We start from the raw sequence: 20,589 nt of genomic DNA, 5'->3' as shown, positions 1-20,589 counted from the left end.
CCAGTCACTCGCCGAGCCTTTGCCGGAGCGAGGTGAAATGTAGCTGCGTTTGATCGGGGAGTGTCGCCCTCACGATGCGCAGGATGCCCTGGCCGCAGACGATTTCGGCCGTCAGCCTTGTCGGTCCGATAGCCCATATTTTGCCCGGCTGACGGTTGACGAAAGCCAGATCGGGTAACTCTTGCGCGTGCTCGATCCTGATTTCATTGCCCTGATAGCGCGTCTTCGCGCCAAGGTAGGGCCAGCCGAGCGCGTCGATGAAACGGCGGATATCAGCCGCCGATTGAGTCCAGTCGATCGTATAGTCTTCTTCGCTACGCCATATCGAATATGTGGCGTCAGCCTCGACCTGCGCGCTACCCACCAGCGGCCCCGTCCTGGCTGCAGCCAGCAAGCGTTTCGCCAGAGCGGCATAGGCGCCGCCGAGCTTGTCATAGACCTCCCGAACCGTCACCGGATAGGTCACACGAAGCGGTTCTTGATCAAGGATATCGCCGGTATCGACTCCGGGCTCCGGCCTGAAAGCAGACACGCCTAGCTTGTCATCACCTGCGATCAGGGCTGCGACTGTCGGCGCGAAGCCGCGGTATCTCGGCAGCAGCGAATCGTGGAAGACGATGAAACGCGGATCGATCTCGTGGATCAAGAACTGCCAGCCGACGCAGAAGACGAACTGTGATGCCTGATAGGATGACGGCGCGAGAGCATGCTTGTCCACGAACGCCACGTCGTGATCCTGACACAGCCGCTTGATCTCATCGTACGCGTTGCAGAGCGTGCCTTTGCTTGGATAGGAGCAGACCACGTCGATCGACGATTCCTCGATCGTGCGGCGGAGAAAATTGAACCCTTTTGCGCCGGCGACAAACAGTGAGATGGTCGTCACGGTCCTGCTTTCGCTGTTCCCGAAAATCACGAGGCAATCAGCCAGCCAATCGCAAGAGTTTGCCAACTGCGCTAACGGTTGTCCGACAATTTCCACACGATTTCAAATTTCCGAGGTCTGCGGGCGCATCAACACCATGTGGATGTTCTGAGAGAATAACCCGTTTCCGTCGAAACGGTCCAGAAACCGGCCCACCCGGTAGAGGGCGCCGGCCGGAAGTGTTGACAGCCATGGTGCGGCTGGCGTCCAGAGGAGGGCAGTGACTGCCATCGAGACCGCTTGGCATGCCATACGAAAGATGCCGCCGCCATTGCTCTGAAACACCACCTGCAATCCGGCCTGCTCTGCCAAGCGTGTTAACCCGAAGCGGGTAAAGCGAAAGTAGTCGTGGGGCCAGCCATGCAGGTAATACATGAACGGAACCGAAAGAATTACGTGACCACCCGGGCGCAGAATCCTGTGAAGCTCGGGCAACACCCGCCATGGCTCCGGCGTATGTTCCATTACAGAGCAGCAAAAAACCGTGTCGATGGTCTCATCCCTAAGCGGAACCGCGCCTTGCAGATCGGCACAAAAGGTCAGTTCGGCATGCTCGACGGTGTAGTCCGTCGACATATAGTGCGTCGCCAAAGGTTGCAGCAGCGAACGCCATGCCATTCGTCCAGCGCCAGCATCAAGCACGACACCTTTCGTATAGGTATTGATCAGAGGAATGAGTTCATTGGCCAGCGACCGGTGGTCAACAGCTATTTGCCAGAATGTGTCGGTGCCGATGGTTTCGGAGCAGGCCTTGTGCCAGCGGGTCTTAAAATTCATCGTTATTCCGCGCCTGCCATGCTCTCGGAGATTGTGTGTCGCCGACCTTACGTGTTGATTCTGCGGGCTTGGCGTAACCCGTTGCTGGGATGGCTCGATGATTACTCTCATTTGAGCACAGCGAACTGGCCACCCATCTTTTCGCACGTTATGACACAAATGGATATGAGAACAACCGCCATCACGGCGGCAGGATATCGTCCCACAGATCAGGGTTTTGCCGTCATGTTCTGACGGTCTCTACTGTCCTGCAATCGAGCCACGGGCTGTCACCGGGCTCCAGCCGATTTCACAGGTCAATGCTGCCAAATTAGCTCTAACCGGTTCTGGTTGATGAAATTTTTGACTGAGATCAATCTCGCAGAAATTGCGATGACGATTGCCGTGATCTTTGCGGGTATCTATGCAGCGAAGCGGCTTTACGCAGGGCTCCATTTTACGACAGATCTGCATATGGAGGAGTGGAGAAGGCCCGAAATCCTAATTTCCGGCGTGGTCGCAATCGTCGCATTGCTGCTGTCGGTGAGCGAAGTAACCCAGTTTATGACGCTGGATGAGACGGCTTTCGGCGAAGTGTTGCGCAATCCGCTCGACCGAAATATCGCTTCCAATTGGGCGCAAGGCGCCTCCCATACCGCGAATCTGATCTGGGTTCCCATCACACGCGGACTTCAGGCGCTCTCGGCGTTGCCGGCAACGATCGACGCCTCGCTTAAGGGGGTCCATTGGCTGCTGGGAATGGCGCTCATTTTCTGCATCATCTGGAATGTCCAGGCGCTGCTGTCATGGTCATTGGCGGAAAGGCAGCTGCTCGCTTTGGTCCTCATCGGCGTGCTGTATGTGCTGCCGGTCGACAATCTGGCCCTCAAGACGTTGAACTACGACCTGATCTCGCTGTTCGGCAGCACGGCGGCAGTTCTGTTTGTTGCTCGGGGACATGCCGAATCGAATCCCAAGTTTTTTTGGATCGGACTGACGGTCGCAGCGCTGGCGGCCCAGGAAAAGCTGAATGCCTCGCTGATCCTACTGGTGCTGTGCTTCGTGGTCGGCGTAATCGAAGGCGCCGCCAGTCGGTCGCATCCTGTCACAACGGCGATAATCTCGACTCTCAAAGCGATGGTTCTGGCCCTTGCGGTGAGCCTGGCTTCCTATGGTCTTGCGGCTATCAGTCTGATTGGCGACCCGGCGCTTTCAGTGCTGTTGAGGACCTTGCCTTTGTTCATGGAATTGCTCACCGTCTGGATCTACGCGCCGCTCCGGTTCGTGTTCGGCATCGGCGATGCCCTCGCGGATCCCGCTGTCCGAGTCTGGTATGCTTGGGTGGCCACAGCGTTGACGTTGGTTTTACTGCCCGTGGTTGCTGCCTTGGTGGTCGTGGCGCGAACGCGCTTTGTTGCTGGCCTTACCTGGTTCATGCGCCATTCCGCATTTTCTTTCCCTGCCGGATTGGGCGTGCTTCTTGCGGCCGGCGTCGCTGGCCTGTATTTGGTCAGCCCGTTTTTTGCACCAATGGTGCCGCTCGATCCGTCGATGAGGGTTGGATCGATCAATGGCGTGCAGCTGCATTTTAGCACGGTCGGCCCCGTCGCCCATCGTCTCGCCGCGGTTGGCTTTGCCTATGGCGTCTTCATCGCGGCCTTTCCGACCGCCTTGCTAGTGGCTGCGGGCGCGACGGCGCTCAGGCTGGCATGGCGGCCGCGCGCGGCGCCGTTCTTCGACCTGATGTTTGCCATTGCGCTCGTGACGCCGGGCCTTCTTGCGCTGATGAACACGCCGACCTTCAACCGCTACCTCAACCTGCCGATCCTGTGGGCCGCCATCGTGATGGTCGTGCGGATCGTGGAGGTGTGGATGCCGGTGGTGCGGGCGCGACGATGGGCACGGATGGCGTGGCCGGCCATCGTGGTCCTGATGATCGCCGAAGTCGCGCCGTTCCGGCCGCTTTATGCGGCGTTTCGGCCGATCACCGTGAACTATCCGGGGGCCGACGCGCCGGCTCCAGGCCACCTCAATTTCTCATGGACCGGATGGGGGGAGGAGACAATTCTGGCGGGCAAGCTGATCGATGACGAATGCCGGAAACAGGGCCAGCTCGCTGGCGTCGATTGCGGCAAGGTCGGCATCTGGTCGGTCTACAATGCCCGATGGTATCCGAAACCGGGCGTACAGGTTCATCAAAGCGGTGGGGGGTATGTGACGGGCGATGCCTGGCCGGCCGGCGCTGACACGTACTATGTCATCAACCGCCAGCTTGTCGCGGGCGGACTGCTGCAAACGCTTCCGGAGATATCGCCGGATTTCGTCGTCGGTTATCGCGGGTTCGCCATGGCGTGGGTGTTCCGCGGCGATCGTTTGAAGTCCGCCGGCTACCGTTTCGTCTGGCCTCAGTAGAGGTCGAACGGGGGCTGATCCGCTAGGTTTCAACAGCTTGTTCATAACGAGTCGCGAAGTCCTCCCACTTTGTTTGGAACCGTGGGGTTGTAAGGCCGATCAATTGCTTCGATCCCTGCCGCGTGATATGCGGAAATTCATAGTGGCAAGGTTATTTTCCTCACCCCATCGTCGCAACGAGACAAGTCGCGCTCAATGTCCTTCAGTTCGCCCGGCTTCATCTTTGCCTTCATGCCGGTATTTTTCGCTTGCTACTACGTGCTGCCGTCGGCGTGGCGAAACGGCTGGCTCATGCTGGCGAGCCTGGCTTTTTACAGCATCGATGGCGGCCTCGCAACGTGGGTTCTGATCGCGTCGATCATGGTGAATTACGGCATCGGCTTGCTGATCGAGGGACGATCGTCGCGGGCGCAAGCCGCGTTGCTGCTCGTGATCGGCATCGTGCTGAATCTGATCCCGTTACTTTACTACAAGTATTGGAACTTCTTAATCTCCTCCGCGAATGACGTGCGCGGACTTGCCGGGATCGGCGGTTCATTTTCGCTCGCCGATATCGCGCTTCCGGCGGGCATCTCATTCTTCACGTTTCAGGGGCTGTCTTACATCATAGACATCTACCGTCGCGAATGCCGGTCGGCGCGCACCATCGTCGATTTCGGAATGTATCACACGCTCTTCCCACAGCTCGTTGCTGGACCGATCGTGCGTTATCGTGAGGTCGAGCGCACCATCATCAATCGTCCCGTTGCGATGGACGATGTGGAGCAGGGGATTCTTCGCTTCTGCATCGGCCTCGCCAAGAAGATCATCATCGCCGACAGCATGGGCGTAGTGGCGGATAGCGTCTTTCATCTTGCCCCCGGCCAGTTGACCATGACGGCCGCCTGGGTCGGCGCGCTGGCCTATACCCTGCAGATATTTTTCGATTTCTCGGGCTATTCGGACATGGCCATCGGCCTCGGCAAAGCGCTCGGATTCCGGTTTCCCGAGAATTTCAATCAGCCCTATCGCTCGCTCAGCATCACCGAATTCTGGCGTCGGTGGCACATGACGCTGTCACGCTGGTTCCGTGATTATGTCTACATTCCCCTTGGTGGAAATCGTGAGGGGCATGGCCGAACCTATTTCAATCTTGTCGTCGTGTTCTTCCTGTGCGGGCTGTGGCATGGTGCCGCCTACACGTTCATATTGTGGGGGCTCTATCACGGCGCGCTGCTGGTTGCCGAACGCGCCAGGGGAGGCGCTCTGATGGCGCGTCTGCCGCCGGTTGTGAGCTGGGCGCTGACCTTGCTGCTAGTAATCGTCGGATGGGTATTCTTTCGTGCGGCGACGCTTGGTCAGGCTGTCGCCTTCCTCAAGGCCATGGCCGGGTTCGGCTCGCCCGATGCCATGTTCGATCTGGCTATCGTGCTGTCTCCCGACAAGCTGTTGTTCTTTGCGATCGGCTGGATCATTGCTCTTTGGCCTGCAGGATATGTACTCCGTATGCCGGGCGTGGTTACACTCGGTGATGGCCCGACCCGCCTGCTGCGGCAGGTGGGAACGCTCGCGCTGTTCGTCTATTCCGCCGCGCTGGTGGCGACCAACGGTTTCAATCCGTTTATCTATTTTCGGTTCTGAAATCGATCATGCGCGCCCGTATCTTCGTCCTGATCTTCGCCGTGCTGATCTTCCTGCCCTTGCTGCAGATGACCACTGGCATCGTTCCGGTGGCGCCTGTCAGCGAGAACCGTAGTCTTGCGACCGCGCCAAGCACAGCGACCCCGCTGGAACGCATTCCACGCGTGGCGAATGAGTGGTTCAACGATCATTTCGGCCTGCGGCCACTGTTGATCCGCCTCAAGACGCAGATCGACTACAATCTGTTCGGAACGTCTGACCGTGTGCTCGTCGGCAAGGATGGCTGGTTGTTCTATCGGTCGACGGTGAATGTCGAGCCGCCCGTGGTCGAGGCGCTTCTCAGCGGCCCGGCGGAGGAGCGGATCGTGCGCGGTATGCGGGACTTCAGCGACGCGCTGGAGCAGGCTGGAATTCACACGATCCTCATCGTCAACATGATGAGCGATCGCTTCTATGGGGACAAGCTTCCAGCGGCCGCACTGCGCCGGCCTGCCCAGCCGCGTATCGATCATCTGGTCGCGAAGCTTCGTGCGCTGCCGAACGTAAAATTCATCGACAGTTTCGCGATATTGCGGGCGGCGATGTCGGCACGTCCTGTGTTTCATAAGACCGATTTTCACTGGAACGATCCGGCAGCATTTCTGGTGGCAAAGGCCGCCGTGGACGCCATGAGCGTCAGGGAAGATTTTCCGAAATCGGCATGGTCTCACCCGCTTGAAATACAAACCATGCCGCTGAGCGGCGGCATCGCATCCTTTATGCCGCTGTTTCTGCCGCCATCCGAAGATGCACTGATGGTGAAGCCGAACTACAGATGGGGGCCTGATCTCAAGCAGCAGTCCCATGTCGGGCTGTTCGAATCGCTGACCGCGACGACACCCGGCGCTTCGGGCTTCCTGCCTCCCGCTATTTTCGTCGGCGACAGCTTTCTCGACGGCATGATCCGGGCAGGTCTGCAGTCACCATTTGTCTCGACGGCCCGCATTCGCTGGAACGATGGCGTCAAGCTGAGCGTGATCGCTGCGAATCTTCCTGTGGATGCGCGGTGGATGCTTATCGAATTCATCGAAGTCCAGCTCGGCGCTATGAACGCTTTCGCCGATGTCGACGATGTGGCCAAGGCGGTTGAGATATTGCGGAAACGGGAGCCGCCTCGCTAGGGATTCGTTTCGGTTCGGCGCGGACGAAACACAAAACTCTTGGCGATGAAGAACGATAGGCCGACGGAGATCACGTCCGATATCAGCTTCGAGATCAGCACGTTTGGCAAAACCATGTTGATCATCAGCAGCAGGAACGAGGCGAGGATGCTGTTGGCGATAATTGCTGCCGTATATTTCGCGATCTGAAGCAGGATGGATTCGCGCTGCAGCGCGAAAAAGGTGACATATCGGTGCGCAATGAAAGCGAACGTACCTGCCAAAGCCTTTCCCAGGACATTGGCGACTAGGACATCCGGGCAAATGCTGTGAGTCAGAACATAAAATGATCCAATGTCGATGCCATAGGCGATGCATTGGACCAGAATGTAGATCGCCGGGCGCCTCAATCCCTTGACTTCCTGATGACGATCACGTGGTGGAGCGCGACCCATCGATTGAAAGGCGAAAGCCCGCCTTCCACGCCCTTGATGACGGAAGTCAAAGCGTCGGGAAGCAACTGCCGGAAGTTAAGCCCGCCGGACAACAGGTATCTCATGTAGTTTCCAAGCGGCGCCTGGTGAACGATGGGCAAGGATGGGAACAGTCTATCGTAGCGGGCGCGGTCGCGCTCGAAGACAACGTAGCTTAGTGCCTGGTTTGCGTCGGACATGGCTCCAGAGGCCTGACTGTCCCAGTTTGGACTGTTTTTATCGAACCCCTCGGAAGCGAACAGCCGCTTGTACAATACCGACGCAACTGGGCTCCAATAAGGCTCGACCAGCACGGCGCCGCCGCCCGGGACCAACACGCGGTCTAGCTCCGAAAAGAACTTCTCCGGTTGCGGCAGATGATGAAAACAGTGCTGCCCGAAGATGGTTCTGACCGACCCGTCCGCCACGTCCATGGCCTGAGCGTCCATGACGCGGTCGATGCTGGTGGACGGAACTACGTCGGTTGCCAGAACCGATGGATAACTGCGCTTGATTGGATAAACGCCAGCGCCGATTTCGATGTCCTGACCATTGCCCTCGAGGAGCTGTCGGCTCAGTTTCCACATCAAGCCATGGATCTCGGTAAACACCTCCCGGATCATCGGTTTTTTGTTTAGAATCGCCTCATGGGCCGTCATGCGGTCGGTCGAATCTACATCGATTTTGTCGAGCAGAGGCTCGCGTAGAAAATCGGCTAACATTTACAAGTTTTCCATTCGAACAGCGCTTTAGCCCACCTTACGACGCGCCTTGCTACGTGGAAAGGCGATACCCGCTACTGCACGGTCCGTCGACCGGAGGATGTCTATCAGGCATCTGGTGAGACGCTTTTCGTGTCGGCCGGAACGCTGCAAATATTCGGGGCGGGGGGCATGTCAGCTTTCGAACACCTGAATTCGGCATTGCGGATCGCCTGACGTGCAGAATGGGAATAGCCGCCCACACCATCGGGGACACGCATCACAATCACACCGAGCAGAAGTCCAGCAGGTTGTATCAGTTTCCGGGGCGTTGACCCAGCCCGGCCTCAAGATTAGGTCATTCCCGCCCCACTTATCGAACGGCTCGTCGCAAAACCATCGTAAGGTAGCCCGTACGTAGCCTTGGCCGTATCGTCCGTATTTGTTCCCGCCTTCATTTCCGTGGAAGGTGGAAAGTGTTTTTGGATAGAGAAGGCCTTGATCCATCGAAATGAGGAAATCAGTTCCTTAGCGTCCTTGTCTCTTGGTCTCATCCGACGCTACTGAATGCAGCGCCACATTGATTCGCGCTAACTGCCTGCTTGAGATCGTCGGCCTTCATGATGTCATGTAGAGGACTGGGCGCAGAAACGGGGTGGCTGCGCGTTTCAGGCCGTCAGCGCTCACCTGTAAAATCAGCGAAGACGAGCTGGTCGCCGGCCGAAGCATGCAGGGATCTCCTTAGCGATCTAATACATTCTGATCGGAACCTCCCGAGGCTCGGTGTTTCAGGTTCTCCGCAATCCGATCGTCAATGTCGCTGCACAGTTGAACAAGGTCATCCCTGCGTTTGTTTCTAGCGCTTGCAAATTTGTCGATAGTGGGGAGCAATCAGGGATTATCGTGCTGTCACAGGCGTCAAGTTTGAAAAAGTCCACCTTTGCAACGAGCCTCGACGTAGTATGGTTGTGTGGCTGAATCCTCCATTCTCCAGTCTATCCAATAGGTATGCGATGCCCGAAGCTCCCAGCGTCTTACCGAGCACCGAAGCGGATGCCGTGAGCATCGTCGCGCAGCTCAGGACGCGTATGATCGGGCAGTCGCTTCCGCTATGGGCCCACGAAGGTTGCGATCCGCTGACAGGCGGTTTTGTGGAACGCCTTGACCGAGACGGGTGCGCCGATATCGTCGCCCCCCGCCGTGTCCGCGTGCAGGCCCGCCAGATCTATTGCTTCGCCAAGGCTGCGCAGCTCGGCTGGTATCCTGACGGCGCCGAGATTGCGCGTAAGGGTCTCGATTACATGCTGGCCAAAGCTAAGGCGCCGGATGGCAAGCCGGGCTTCGTGCATATTCTCGCGCCCGATGGCTCGGTGCTCAATCCGCTGCGTGACACCTACGATCATGCCTTCGTCCTTCTCGCGCTCGCGACCGTGTATCAGCTGGATCGTGATGCGCGCGTGCGCGCCGAGATCGACAAATTGCTGCAGTTCATCGATACGCAACTGCGCTCATCCGACGGTGGTTATCTCGAGGGCGGGCCGGCTTCGATGCCGCGTCGGCAGAATCCGCAGATGCATCTTCTGGAAGCCTTCATCGCGGCCTTCGACGCGACCCATGATCAGGCGTTTCAGGCGCGGGCCGGCGATCTCTTCGGTCTGTTCACGTCGAACCTGTTCGATGCGAAAAAGGGCGTGCTCGGCGAGTATTTCGAACAGGACTGGTCGCGGATCGAGCCGGTCAGCGTCGAGCCCGGCCATCAGGCCGAATGGGTCTGGCTGCTCAAGGGCTTTGAGCGCATCACCGGCTGCCCGACCGGCAAGCAGCGTGCCGCGTTGCTCGAATCCGCGCTGCGCTATCGCGACGCTACCGGTTGTCTGGTGGACGAAGGCGACGCCCAGGGCAATATCGTCAAGGCAACGCGGCGCTGTTGGCCGCAAACGGAGATTGTCAAAGCGTGGGTCGCGCAGGCGGAGTCTGGCGTCGAAGGCGCTGCCGACGAGGCACGCGCGGCGCTGATGCGGCTGGACAAATATTATCTGCAGCATTCCGTCAAAGGCGGCTGGTACGATCAGTTCGACGGTGAGGGACGCTCGCTGGTCGATACGATCCCGGCGTCATCCTTCTATCATATTCTATGCGCGGTCGCTGAAGCCGAACGGGTGCTCGGCGCCTGACGGGCTGTGCGATCTATCGGATGGCTTCGTTCGGATCCGTCGGCTTGGTCCGGAACACCACGAAATGCGACATCGTGAAGTTCACGATGAAGCTGACCAAAATGGCCAGAAGCTTGGCGGCATAGACCGGCATGAAGTGCGACAGCACCACGAGCGTGGTGGTGGTCGCGATCACGCCTAATACACCCGAGGCGACGAAGCTGAGATAATCCTTCCGTCGCAGCACGCGGCCGGATTCGGCGCGGAACGTGATCATGGTGTTCATCACGTAGGAACACGATACAGCCACCAGCCAGGCTATGACATTTGCAGGCACCAGCGGCAGCTTCAGCACCTGATAGGCGAGGGTGAAGATGGCGAGATCGATGAGGGTGTTGCCGAGGCCGATCACGCCGAAGCTGATGATCTTCGACACCGTGGGGCGCGACAGCCAAGTCTCGACAATTTGTGGTAAAATCAGTCTCACGGCAGCAGGCATCCTCGATCTGGGCGGCTGCATAGCAGGATCGCCCGGGGAAGTCCGGCTTTTTATGATGCGCCGCGGCAGTCCTGCGCGGTCAGTTCCCGCGCTCGTCCGCGATGATCTTGCCGTCATTGGGCAGCGAGGCCGGCGCCACCAGCTCCACGGCCCCACCGAGCTTGCTGACGGCCCGGAGCGTGGCCGTGACGGCTTCCTGCAGCCCGGGGCTGTCCGGCGCCGCCGCTTCGGCTTTCAGCACCATGGCGTCATTTTCACCGTCTCTGGACACCACCAGCCGTAGCCGGCCGAGTTCCGGGTGACGCTTGCCGATTTCGGCGACCTGTTCGGGCCGCACGAACATGCCCTTGACCTTGGTGGCCTGGTCGGCCCGGCCCATCCAGCCCCGGATGCGCATATTGCTGCGACCGCAGGTGCTGGGGCCGGGCAGGGCGGCCGTCAGGTCGCCGAGTGCCAGCCGGATCCACGGGTGGTGTGGATCCAGTGATGTAACCACGATCTCGCCGACATCGCCCTCGGCCACGGGTTCACCGGTCCCGGGGGTCACGATTTCCAGGATCAGGTCCTCATTGACGATCAGGCCGTCCCGGGCGGTGCTCTCATAGGCGATGAAACCAAGATCAGCTGTGGCGAAGGCCTGATAGGCCTCGACACCGCGCGATGCGATCTCGGCCTGCAGCGAGGGTGGGAAGGCCGCGCCGGACACCATGGCGCGCTTGATGGATGACATGTCGCGCTGGGTAGCCTTGCCGGCATCGAGCAGAATCTTCAGGAAATCCGGCGTGCCGCTATAGGCTGATGGGCGATAAGCCTCGATCAATTCCAGCTGCTGCTCGACATTGCCGGGACCCGCAGGGATCACGGCGCAGCCGAGCGCCCGCGCAGCGCCGTCGAAGATGAAGCCGCCGGGGGTCACGTGATAGCTGAAAGTATTCAGCACCACGTCGCCCGCGCGGAAACCTGCGGCATAGAGCGCTCGCGCGCCGCGCCAGGGATCGGCCTGTTTCGACTCCGGCTCGAAAATGGGCCCGGGCGAGGTGAACAACCGGCCAAACGAGCCGGTCGCGCCTGACACGAAACCGCCGAACGGTGGGCTGGCCTTGTGCAGGGCCGGCAGGTCGGATTTGCGCAGCACCGGCAATTGCGCCAGCGCCGCGCGGTTGATAATGGCGGCGGGATCGATACCGTTGAGATGCTCCGCATAAGCGGGTGCCTGCATCGCGTGGCGCAGTACATCCGGCAGGCGCGAAAACAGATTGGCCTGGCGCTGCGACGGATCGCAATTTTCGAGTGTGTCGAAGTGGCGCATCTGGGTGTGTCCTGGTGGTTTGGCGTCGTCTCGGTTATTCCGGTAGCCTGTGGCGCCGTGCTAGTGGGAAATCATGTCGTCAGAACGCATTGTCCAATGGCTCGAAAGCTTCGGCCAACTTGATCTTCCTGCTGCCGTTGTGCTCGCCGCATTGGTGGTTGCCTCTTCGTTTTTGCCGGTCCCACGAACATTCATCGTGCTCGGCGCTGGTGCTGCGTTCGGCTTGCGGTCTCTCGTCGTCATTGTTCCAGTCGCCGTGGCTGCATCCGTTTTGGCCTTCATGCTGGCACGCTCTGTTCTGCGCGGCTGGGTGGAACGGCAGACCGAGAAACGCGCGGCCTGGCGCCTCATTGCCCAGGCCGTCGATGACGAAGGCTGGCGCATCGTCGCACTGATGCGGTTCGGCGGACCATTGCCCAATTCGGTGCAAAATTATCTGTTCGGTTTGACAAATATCGGACTGCTCCCGTTCGCCCTGGTCACTTTCGTGTTCACGCTGCCGCAGATCGTGCTTTACGTGTATCTCGGTGCGTCCGGACGGGCGTTGTTGCTCGATGATGGACCAATGCCGCTCAACCGTGTGCTGATTGCCATGGCCCTGGTCATTGTGCTTGTCATCCTGTTGCTGGTGTCGCGCCGCATTCGCGCGATCCTTGCGTGCAAGACCGGCGTCATGACGGCAGAGGCTGCCAGCAGCTAAAGCCATCGCTTGCGTCGCTTGAAGCTCTTCAGATTCTTGAAGCTCTTGCGCTGGTCGCCGGCGCCGCCGAGATAGAACTCCTTCACGTCCTCATTGTCGCGGAGTTCGTCGGCGGTGCCGTCGAGCACCACCTTGCCCTGTTCCATGATGTAGCCATGGCTGGCGACCGATAGCGCCGCGCGGGCATTTTGTTCCACGAGCAGAATGGTGACGCCGAGATCGCGGTTGATCTTCTTGATGATGGCGAACACCTCTTTCACCAGCAGCGGCGACAGTCCCATGGAGGGTTCGTCCATCAGGATCATCTTCGGCCGCGCCATCAGCGCTCGCCCGATCGCCAGCATCTGCTGCTCGCCGCCGGAGAGATAGCCGGCGAGGCCGGTGCGCTCCTTCAGGCGCGGGAAATAATCGAACACCATGTCGATATCGGTGGAGACCTCGTTGTCCCTGCGCGTGAAGGCGCCGAGCCGCAGGTTCTCCAGTGACGTCATGTCGGACACGATGCGGCGGCCTTCCATCACCTGGAAGATGCCGCGGCGGACGATCTTGTCGGGATCGATGCCGTCGATGCGCGTGCCATCGAACAGGATTTCGCCGCGCGTGACTTCGCCGTCTTCGGTTTTCAACAGGCCGGAGATCGCCTTCAATGTGGTCGACTTGCCGGCACCATTGGCGCCGAGCAGCGCGACGATAGCGCCCTTCGGCACCTCCATGCTCAAGCCGCGCAGCACAAGGATCACGTCGTCATAGACGACCTCGATATTGCGGATGTCGAGGAGCGGGGAGTTGGCGGGGGCCACTGCAATCTTCGTCTCGGGCTGAAGTGTAGTTTGCACAGTTGTCACTCCGGTCGCTGTTCTTTTTCCTCCCCCCTGCGGGGAGGGTGGCCGGCCCACTTGGGCCGGTCGGGTGGGGGTGCCACAAGCGCCGTCGCTAGTGGCACCCCCACCCCTGACCCCTCCCCGCAAGGGGGAGGGGAACATCGGCGTCTTAGTTCAAACTACCACCCATGCCATTCCGGCTTGCGCGGCAGCTCCACGGTCTTCACCTTCTCCAGCTTGATCGTGCCCTTGGCCATCAGGTCGTTGAGATCGCCATCGGTCGCGCCGGAGACCTTCGAGCGATACAGATCGACCTTGGTGGTCGGGCGGTGATCCTTGTCGGTCCAGGTCGAGGGATTGCAGACGCCTTCCATGCCGGCCGGCACCCAATCCTTCTTCTGATAGAAGCCCTTGGCGACGTTCTCGCCGGTGGCGCCGCCGTTCTTCGCGGCCCAGTCCAGCGCTTCCTTCATGTAGAGCGAAGTGCAGACCGCCGCGATGTAGTGCACCGGGCGATAGATCTTGCCCGAAGGATCGGAGATCTTGGAAATCTCCTGCACCGTCTTCATGCCCGGCGCGTTGCCGCCCCAGCTCACCGCCGTGCGCAGCGGGAAGATCACGCCATCGGCAGCATCGCCTGCGGCCTTTGCCGCGTTCTCGTCCATGCCCCACACATTGCTCATGAACTGTACGTCGACGCCGGCTGCCTTGCAGGCCTTCATCACGGAGATATTCGAAGCTGCGGTGTTGCCGAGATAAGCATAGTTCGCGCCGGCGCTCTTCAGGCTGAGGCACTGTGCGCTGTAGTCACCGGGCGCGAGTGCGAAGACCAATGGCGGCAGGACGTCAAAGCCGAGTTCGGCAGCAAGCGCTTCACCCGCGGCCTTCGGCGCGTTGGGGTAGGGATGATTGGCACCCATATGGACATATTTCGGCTTGCCAGACTTGCCCTTGGACTTCCAGTCCTCTGCGGCCCAGGTCAGTTCGGCGCGCAGCGCGTCCGAATAGGACGGGCCGTAGAAGAAGTTATACGGCGCAGGCTTCGCCTTGCCGCCGGCGCCGGTCGGGTCGGTCAGCGCGGCCGAATAGGAGCCCGAGATATCCGGGATCTTGTCCTGCGCCAGGAAGCCGGTGAGCGCTTCGGTATCTGCCGTGCCCCAGCCCATGATCGCCGCGACCTTGTCGGCGCCGGACCACTTCTTGTACAGCGCGATCGCGCGCGGCACCTGATAGCCATAGTCGTTGCTATCGAGGTTGACCTGCTTGCCGCCGATGCCACCGTTCTTGTTGATCCAGGCATAGGTATCGACCACGCCCTGGCCATAGGGCGTGCCGACGTCAGACGTGCCGCCGGAATAATCGGCAAGATGGCCGACGGCGATCTGCGCCTGCGCACTTGCGGATGCGCCCGCGATGAGAAGGGCAATGGATGCGGACGTTAGAAATGTTTTCATCGTCATGAGCATTCTCCCGTTGGATTTTATATTTTGTGGTCTCGTGCCGTCCGTCCCGTTCAAGCGTCAATGCGAGAACGGGTAGAGTTTCCAGTAGGTCTTGATCTGTCGCCAGCGATGCGCGAGCCCGTCGGGTTCGAACACCAGGAAGGCGATGATGATGAGGCCGATGGCGATCTCGCGCAGAAAGGTCAGGTTGTTGTTGAGCGCCAGCGCTTTGTCGATGACGCCGCCCTTCAGCTCCATGCTGATCCATTCCATCGCTTCCGGCACCAGCACCACGAAGGCCGTGCCCATCAGCGTGCCCATGATCGAGCCGGTACCGCCGATGATGACCATTGCGAGGAACAGGATCGAGCGCTCGATGCCGAAACCCTCGTTGGAGACCACGAGCTGGTTATGCGCGTACAGCGCGCCGGCGATGCCGGCGAAGAACGCCGCGAGGCCGAAGGACAACGTGCGATATTTGGTGAGATTGATGCCCATGATCTCGGCCGAGAGATAGTGATCACGCACAGCCACCAGCGCGCGGCCGTCGCGCGAGCGCATCAGGTTGGTAACCAGCAGATAGCTCGCCACCACATAGGCCAGCACCACATAGAAATACTGCCGGTCGCCGCGCAGCGTATGGTCGAAGATCGAGAACGCTTTGGCCGTCGCCGGCACCGAGCCGCCGCTGAACCAGTCGGCGCGGGAGAAGAAGTCGAGCAGAATGTATTGCGCGGCCAGCGTGGCGATAACGAGGTACAGCCCCTTCAACCGCGCCGCCGGCAGGCCGAAAATGAGTCCCACGATGGCCGTTACCACGCCGGCGATGGGAATCGAGAAAAACACCGGGATCGGATAGTTGTTGGAGATATAGGCCGAGGTGAAAGCGCCGAACAGGAAGAACGCGGCGTGGCCGATGGAAATCTGGCCGGTAAAGCCGACCAGGATGTTGAGCCCCAGCGCCGCGATGCCGTAGATGCCGATCATGATCAGCTGGCTGAGCCAGTATTCGCTGAGCAGTTGCGGCGCGAAGCAGATCAGCACCACGCCGAGGATCGCCGCGTTGCGGCTGGTGGTGGTTGGGAAGATGGTGGTGTCGACCGCATAGCTGGTGCGGAAGTCGCCGGCCGGGATGAGGGAGGGACTGGCCATGATGCTTACACCCGCTCGATGTCTTTGGTGCCGAACAGGCCGTAAGGCTTGATCATCAGGATGATGATGAGCACATAGAAGGGCGCCACTTCATACAGATTGCCCCAATGCAGATATTCGCTGTCGATGAACTGCGCGAAATTCTCGAGGAGCCCGATGATGATGCCGCCGACCACCGCGCCGCCGATGGAGTCGAGGCCGCCGAGGATGACCGCCGGAAACACCTTGATGCCGTAGATCGACAGGCCCGATGAGACGCCGTTGACCACGGCAACCACGACGCCCGCGACGGCGGAAACCATCGCCGAGATGGCCCAGGCCATGGCGAATACCGTCTTCACGGAAATGCCGAGCGATTGCGCCACCTGCTGGTTGAACGCGGTGGCGCGCATCGCAAGGCCCCATTTCGACACCTTGAAGAACCAAGCCATGCCGATCATCATCGCGACCGATACTACGAGGCTCATCACATAGACGGTCTGGATCTGCAGGCTACCGATCGTCACCGACTGGCTGGTGAAGACACGCGGGAATGGCTGCGGGTTGACGCCATAGATCCATTTTAGCGCGGCCTGGAATACCGCCGAGAGTGCGATCGTCACCATGATCACCGAGATGACCGGCTCGCCGACCAGCGGCCGCAGGATCACGACCTGGATCAGGATGCCGAAGGCGAACATGAACACCAGTGTCATCGGCATGCCCAGCCAGAACGGCACCTGGTATTTGGTCAGCAGCGTCCAGCACACCCAGGCGCCGATCAGCAGTAATTCGCCTTGCGCGAAATTCACGACCTGCGTCGCCTTGTAGATCAGCACGAACGACATCGCGACTACGCCATACAGCGTGCCGACCACGAGGCCGTTGACCAGAAGCTGGAGGAGGAACTGCGTGTTCATGCGATGGCCGGAGTGCTAACCTCTCCCCGCTTGCGGGGAGAGGTCGGCGCGCAGCGCCGGGTGAGGGGGAGCTTCCACATGCGCAAGGCCAATGCGGTCAGAACCACACGTGCCAGAAGGCTGCGGCGAGATTCGACCGATGCCGAGAATGCGCTTTGGTATCGCCTTCGCGCACGTTCCTTGGACGGGCACAAGTTTGTGCGACAAGAGTCGATCGGCAACTACATCGTCGATCTGATCTGCCGGGAGCGGCGCCTGATCGTTGAGGTGGATGGTGGGCAACACGCTGACAATGTGCGCGATGTTGCCCGTGACCAGTGGCTGGTCGAGCATCATTACCGGGTGCTCAGATTCTGGAACCATGATGTCTTGGACAATATCGAGGGTGTTCTCGAAGTCATTGCGACGGCGCTTGCGGAAGCTCCCCCTTACCCGGATCGCAAGAGCGATCCGACCTCTCCCCGCAAGCGGGGAGAGGTTAGCTAGAACCGAGACGCCGCAGTTTCTTAACCTCCCCCCGCTTGCGGGGAGAGGTCGGCAGGCGCGCGTTAGCGCGCGTGCCGAGTGAGGGGGGCGCTCAGCGGAGTGCTGACCTATCGAAGCGCGAAGACCCATCATTCCGCCGCCTCCATGCGCGCGCCATCACGCGCCATATCCACCACAACCAATCGCGTGCGGATGCGCTGCGACGTGCCGTCCTGGAAGCGGATGGTGGTGTCGACGGGGATATCCCGGGCGCCGCCATAGATGCCGTCGATGATATCGGCGTATTTCTCGTTGATGACGCTGCGGCGGACTTTTCGCGTGCGGGTCAATTCGCCGTCGTCGGCGTCGAGCTCCTTGTAGAGCAGCAGGAATTTGGCGATCCGCTGAGCTGGCGGCAGCGTGGCATTCACCGTCGCGACTTCCTTGCGGATCATCTCATAGACCTCCGGGCGCGACGACAGGTCCGTATAGGTCGTGAACGAGATGCGGTTCTTCTCCGCCCATTTCGAGATGATCGAGAAGCGGATGCAGATCATCGCCGCGAGCGCATCGCGGTTGTCGCCAAGCACCACGGTCTCGGCGATGTAGGGGGAGAATTTCAGCTTGTTCTCGATATATTGCGGGGAGAAGCGCTCGCCGCGCGCGGTCTGCGCCAGATCCTTGATGCGGTCGATGACGACGAGTTGCTCGTTATCATTGAAATAGCCGGCGTCGCCGGAATGCATCCAGCCATCGCGCAGATCGGCAGCTGAGGCCTCCGGCGATTTGTAATAGCCGAGGAACATATTGGGGTGCCTGACCACGATCTCGCCGACGCCCTGCACATCGGGATCGCGGACTTCGATCTCGATGCCGCTGCCCATGGCGATGCCGGTGGTGTCGGGATCGACGGCATCCGGCGGATGCAGCGTGAAGGCGCCCAGCGTTTCGGTCTGGCCATAGAGCGTGCGTAGCGGCACGCCCATAGCGCGGAAGAATTTGAACGTATCCGGGCCGAGCGCCGCGCCGCCGGTGGCGGCCGAGCGCAAGCGTGTGAAGCCGAGACGATCGCGCAGCGCGCGGAACAACAACGTATCGGCCACGGCCGAGCGCTTGCCTTGCGCGAGTGCGGACAGGCCCGACTTCATGCCGAGCTCATACAGGCTCTGCTTCAGCGGCGACGAATCCATCACCCGTGCGCGCACGTCAGCTGCGATACCTTCCCAGACGCGCGGCGCGAACAGCACGAAGGTCGGCGCGATCTCGCGAAAATCGTTCATCATGGTGTCGGCCTGCTCGACGAAGTTGACCTTCATCCTGCTCAGAAGGCCTTTGCCGAGCGCATAGACCTGTTCCATGATCCAGGGGAGCGGTAGCACCGACACATATTCGTCATCCGGTCCCTTGGGATCGAAGGACAGATACACTGCGCAATGGCCGAGCACGCGGCCCGCGGCGAGCATCGCCAGCTTCGGGTTGGATGTCGTGCCTGACGTGGTGCAGAGGATCGCGACATCCTCGCCCTGCGTCGCATCGACCAGTTGATCGTAGAGGCCCGGCTCGCGCGCCGCACGGTCGCGGCCCATCTGGGCGAGCCTGTCGGCTTCCAGCAGACGTGGATCATCGTATTTTCGCATGCCGCGCGGATCGCTGTAGACGATGTGCTTCAGCGCAGGGACTCGCTCGGCGAGGGTGAGCAGCTTGTCGACCTGTTCTTCATCCTCGGCGAACACGATCTTGGCTTCGCCGTAGTTGAGGAGATAGGCGGCTTCCTCATCCAGTACGTCGCGATACAGACCGAGGCTCATGCCACCGATGGCATGCGCGGCGATCTCGGCAGCGACCCAGTCCGGCCGGTTATCGCCGATAATGCCGATGACATCACCACGCGCGATGCCGAGCTCGACCATGCCGAGCGTGAAATCCTTCACCCGCGCATGGTAGTCGTTCCAGGTGAACTCCCGCCAAAGCCCGAAATCCTTCTCGCGCAGCGCGATCTCTTGGCCATGTTCTTTGGCGTTGAGGCGCAGCAGCTTCGGATAGGTATCTGCCTGTTTGACGCGTCCGGCATAGTCCATCATGCGGCACTCTCCGCAGCGATAGGCGCATGGTCGGGATCGACGAGGGCTTCGTCTTCTTCACCGAGATAGGCGCGCTTGACGTGTGGATCGGCGAGCACGGCAGCCGGATCGCCCTCGGCGATCTTGCGGCCGAAATCCAGCACCATCACGCGATGGGAGATGTCCATCACGACGCCCATGTCGTGTTCGATCATCATCACCGTCATCCCGTATTCTTCATTGAGATCGACGATATAACGCGCCATGTCCTCCTTCTCCTCGAAGTTCATGCCAGCCATCGGCTCGTCGAGGAGGATGAGGTTGGGCTCCAGCGCCATCGCGCGGGCGAGTTCGACGCGTTTGCGCAGACCATAGGGAAGGGTGCCAGCGGTCGCCTTGCGCACGCTCTGCAGATCGAGGAAGTCGATGATCTCCTCGACCTTGCGGCGATGCTCGAGCTCTTCCTTGCGCGCGCCGGTCAGCCAGTACAGCGAGCCGGTGAGGAAGTTGTTCTTCAGGAGGTGATGGCGGCCGACCATGATGTTGTCGAGCACGCTCATATGATGAAACAGCGCGAGGTTCTGAAAGGTGCGGCCGATGCCGAGACCGGGGCGGGCATTCGGGTTGAGTCCGGTGATATCCTTGCCGTGATAGAACAGCTGGCCTTCGGTGGGGCGATAGCGGCCGGAGATGCAGTTGACGATGGAGGTCTTGCCGGCGCCGTTCGGCCCGATGATTGAGAACAGTTCGCCGTCATTGACAGCGAAGCTCACATCGGTGAGCGCGCGAACGCCACCAAAGCGCAGTGACACCCCGCGCACGTCCAGAGCAACCGCCACTCAAATCCTCCCAGATACGGCGCTTGTCGCGCTCTTTATCCACGTTCCTCGGATGGTCTCGAGCCTATATCGCCCGGTCACGCTAAGCCATTCTACTAATGACCTTTCACGGTGGTCTTCCCTACGTCAAATCGGTATCCTGAAATGTCTCGCGGCGGACAATCTGCCTGCCAATTTGTCGCGCGAGCGTTCTTTTGCGCTGCAACATTCGAAGTGAAGCCGGA

The 20,589-nt window shown here is 60.1% G+C and carries 18 protein-coding genes; 6 read left to right on the top strand and 12 right to left on the bottom strand.

Features of this window, described 5'->3' with window-relative positions:
* Nucleotides 1-4 precede the first annotated feature (4 nt).
* Both LPB73_RS15900 and LPB73_RS15895 read right to left on the bottom strand, forming a co-directional pair.
* Complete coding sequence (locus tag LPB73_RS15900) at nucleotides 5-982, bottom strand: methionyl-tRNA formyltransferase (protein WP_231077475.1); 978 nt, start codon at nucleotides 980-982, stop codon at nucleotides 5-7.
* Between the two features lie 6 nt (nucleotides 983-988).
* Nucleotides 989-1,702: a class I SAM-dependent methyltransferase gene (locus LPB73_RS15895; protein ID WP_231077474.1), complete on the bottom strand. Its 714-nt coding sequence runs from the start codon at nucleotides 1,700-1,702 to the stop codon at nucleotides 989-991.
* Between the two features lie 372 nt (nucleotides 1,703-2,074).
* Between LPB73_RS15895 and LPB73_RS15890 the strand changes: the two genes are divergently transcribed.
* The 3 genes from LPB73_RS15890 (at nucleotide 2,075) to LPB73_RS15880 (ending at nucleotide 6,873) form a co-directional block, all read left to right on the top strand.
* Nucleotides 2,075-4,093, top strand: coding sequence for a hypothetical protein (locus tag LPB73_RS15890; RefSeq protein ID WP_231077473.1), 2,019 nt, complete (start codon nucleotides 2,075-2,077; stop codon nucleotides 4,091-4,093).
* Nucleotides 4,094-4,288: 195 nt separating this feature from the next.
* Entirely contained in the window at nucleotides 4,289-5,713 is a 1,425-nt protein-coding gene (locus LPB73_RS15885) for an MBOAT family O-acyltransferase (protein WP_231077472.1), read from the top strand.
* A gap of 8 nt (nucleotides 5,714-5,721) precedes the next feature.
* The gene (locus LPB73_RS15880; protein WP_231077471.1) at nucleotides 5,722-6,873 is read left to right on the top strand and encodes an alginate O-acetyltransferase AlgX-related protein; all 1,152 of its coding nucleotides are present in this window, start codon (nucleotides 5,722-5,724) and stop codon (nucleotides 6,871-6,873) included.
* On the opposite strand, the gene LPB73_RS15875 is transcribed toward LPB73_RS15880, so the two are convergent.
* Together LPB73_RS15875 and LPB73_RS15870 are read right to left on the bottom strand one after the other, a co-directional pair.
* On the bottom strand, nucleotides 6,870-7,307 hold the full coding sequence (locus LPB73_RS15875; RefSeq protein WP_231077470.1) for a GtrA family protein: 438 nt from the start codon (nucleotides 7,305-7,307) through the stop codon (nucleotides 6,870-6,872). The two genes, LPB73_RS15880 and LPB73_RS15875, sit on opposite strands and share 4 nt — an antisense overlap.
* Nucleotides 7,259-8,047 (bottom strand): class I SAM-dependent methyltransferase, encoded by a 789-nt coding sequence (locus tag LPB73_RS15870; protein WP_231077469.1) that lies wholly within the window; start codon nucleotides 8,045-8,047, stop codon nucleotides 7,259-7,261. Before LPB73_RS15870 ends, LPB73_RS15875 begins: the two co-directional genes overlap by 49 nt.
* Nucleotides 8,048-9,039: 992 nt before the next feature.
* Between LPB73_RS15870 and LPB73_RS15865 the strand changes: the two genes are divergently transcribed.
* Nucleotides 9,040-10,200: an AGE family epimerase/isomerase gene (locus tag LPB73_RS15865; RefSeq protein WP_231077468.1), complete on the top strand. Its 1,161-nt coding sequence runs from the start codon at nucleotides 9,040-9,042 to the stop codon at nucleotides 10,198-10,200.
* Between the two features lie 13 nt (nucleotides 10,201-10,213).
* Here LPB73_RS15865 and LPB73_RS15860 read toward each other — a convergent pair whose 3' ends face one another.
* Nucleotides 10,214-10,666, bottom strand: a complete 453-nt coding sequence (locus LPB73_RS15860) for a GtrA family protein (protein ID WP_089268162.1) — start codon at nucleotides 10,664-10,666, stop codon at nucleotides 10,214-10,216.
* A 91-nt stretch (nucleotides 10,667-10,757) separates the two neighbouring features.
* Nucleotides 10,758-11,987 carry a phenylacetate--CoA ligase family protein gene (locus LPB73_RS15855; protein ID WP_231077467.1) on the bottom strand — a complete coding sequence of 410 codons (1,230 nt, stop codon included), beginning with the start codon at nucleotides 11,985-11,987 and terminating at the stop codon, nucleotides 10,758-10,760.
* A gap of 73 nt (nucleotides 11,988-12,060) precedes the next feature.
* On the opposite strand from LPB73_RS15855, the gene LPB73_RS15850 reads away from it, so the two are divergent.
* Nucleotides 12,061-12,687, top strand: coding sequence for a TVP38/TMEM64 family protein (locus LPB73_RS15850; protein ID WP_231077466.1), 627 nt, complete (start codon nucleotides 12,061-12,063; stop codon nucleotides 12,685-12,687).
* Here LPB73_RS15850 and LPB73_RS15845 read toward each other — a convergent pair.
* The 4 genes from LPB73_RS15845 to LPB73_RS15830 form a co-directional block, all read right to left on the bottom strand.
* Nucleotides 12,684-13,523, bottom strand: a complete 840-nt coding sequence (locus tag LPB73_RS15845; protein ID WP_231077465.1) for an ABC transporter ATP-binding protein — start codon at nucleotides 13,521-13,523, stop codon at nucleotides 12,684-12,686. The two genes, LPB73_RS15850 and LPB73_RS15845, sit on opposite strands and share 4 nt — an antisense overlap.
* Nucleotides 13,524-13,687: 164 nt before the next feature.
* Nucleotides 13,688-14,968, bottom strand: a complete 1,281-nt coding sequence (locus tag LPB73_RS15840; protein WP_231077464.1) for an ABC transporter substrate-binding protein — start codon at nucleotides 14,966-14,968, stop codon at nucleotides 13,688-13,690.
* Nucleotides 14,969-15,028: 60 nt separating this feature from the next.
* On the bottom strand, nucleotides 15,029-16,102 hold the full coding sequence (locus LPB73_RS15835; RefSeq protein ID WP_231077463.1) for a branched-chain amino acid ABC transporter permease: 1,074 nt from the start codon (nucleotides 16,100-16,102) through the stop codon (nucleotides 15,029-15,031).
* A 5-nt stretch (nucleotides 16,103-16,107) separates the two neighbouring features.
* Entirely contained in the window at nucleotides 16,108-17,001 is an 894-nt protein-coding gene (locus tag LPB73_RS15830; protein WP_089268124.1) for a branched-chain amino acid ABC transporter permease, read from the bottom strand.
* Between the two features lie 78 nt (nucleotides 17,002-17,079).
* Here LPB73_RS15830 and LPB73_RS15825 point away from each other — a divergent pair, with 78 nt between their 5' ends.
* Nucleotides 17,080-17,487 carry an endonuclease domain-containing protein gene (locus LPB73_RS15825; protein WP_231077462.1) on the top strand — a complete coding sequence of 136 codons (408 nt, stop codon included), beginning with the start codon at nucleotides 17,080-17,082 and terminating at the stop codon, nucleotides 17,485-17,487.
* Between the two features lie 128 nt (nucleotides 17,488-17,615).
* Here LPB73_RS15825 and LPB73_RS15820 read toward each other — a convergent pair whose 3' ends face one another.
* Together LPB73_RS15820 and LPB73_RS15815 are read right to left on the bottom strand one after the other, a co-directional pair.
* Nucleotides 17,616-19,547 (bottom strand): long-chain fatty acid--CoA ligase, encoded by a 1,932-nt coding sequence (locus tag LPB73_RS15820; protein WP_231077461.1) that lies wholly within the window; start codon nucleotides 19,545-19,547, stop codon nucleotides 17,616-17,618.
* Entirely contained in the window at nucleotides 19,544-20,365 is an 822-nt protein-coding gene (locus LPB73_RS15815; protein ID WP_093760123.1) for an ABC transporter ATP-binding protein, read from the bottom strand. The genes LPB73_RS15820 and LPB73_RS15815 overlap by 4 nt, the downstream gene beginning before the upstream one ends.
* Nucleotides 20,366-20,589 lie beyond the last annotated feature (224 nt).

This window comes from Tardiphaga sp. 37S4 (genome assembly GCF_021044645.1).
Taxonomy (GTDB): Bacteria; Pseudomonadota; Alphaproteobacteria; order Rhizobiales; family Xanthobacteraceae; genus Tardiphaga; species Tardiphaga robiniae.
The sequence above is the reverse complement of the archived record's forward strand: the minus strand, read 5'-3'. Positions and strand labels throughout refer to the sequence as shown.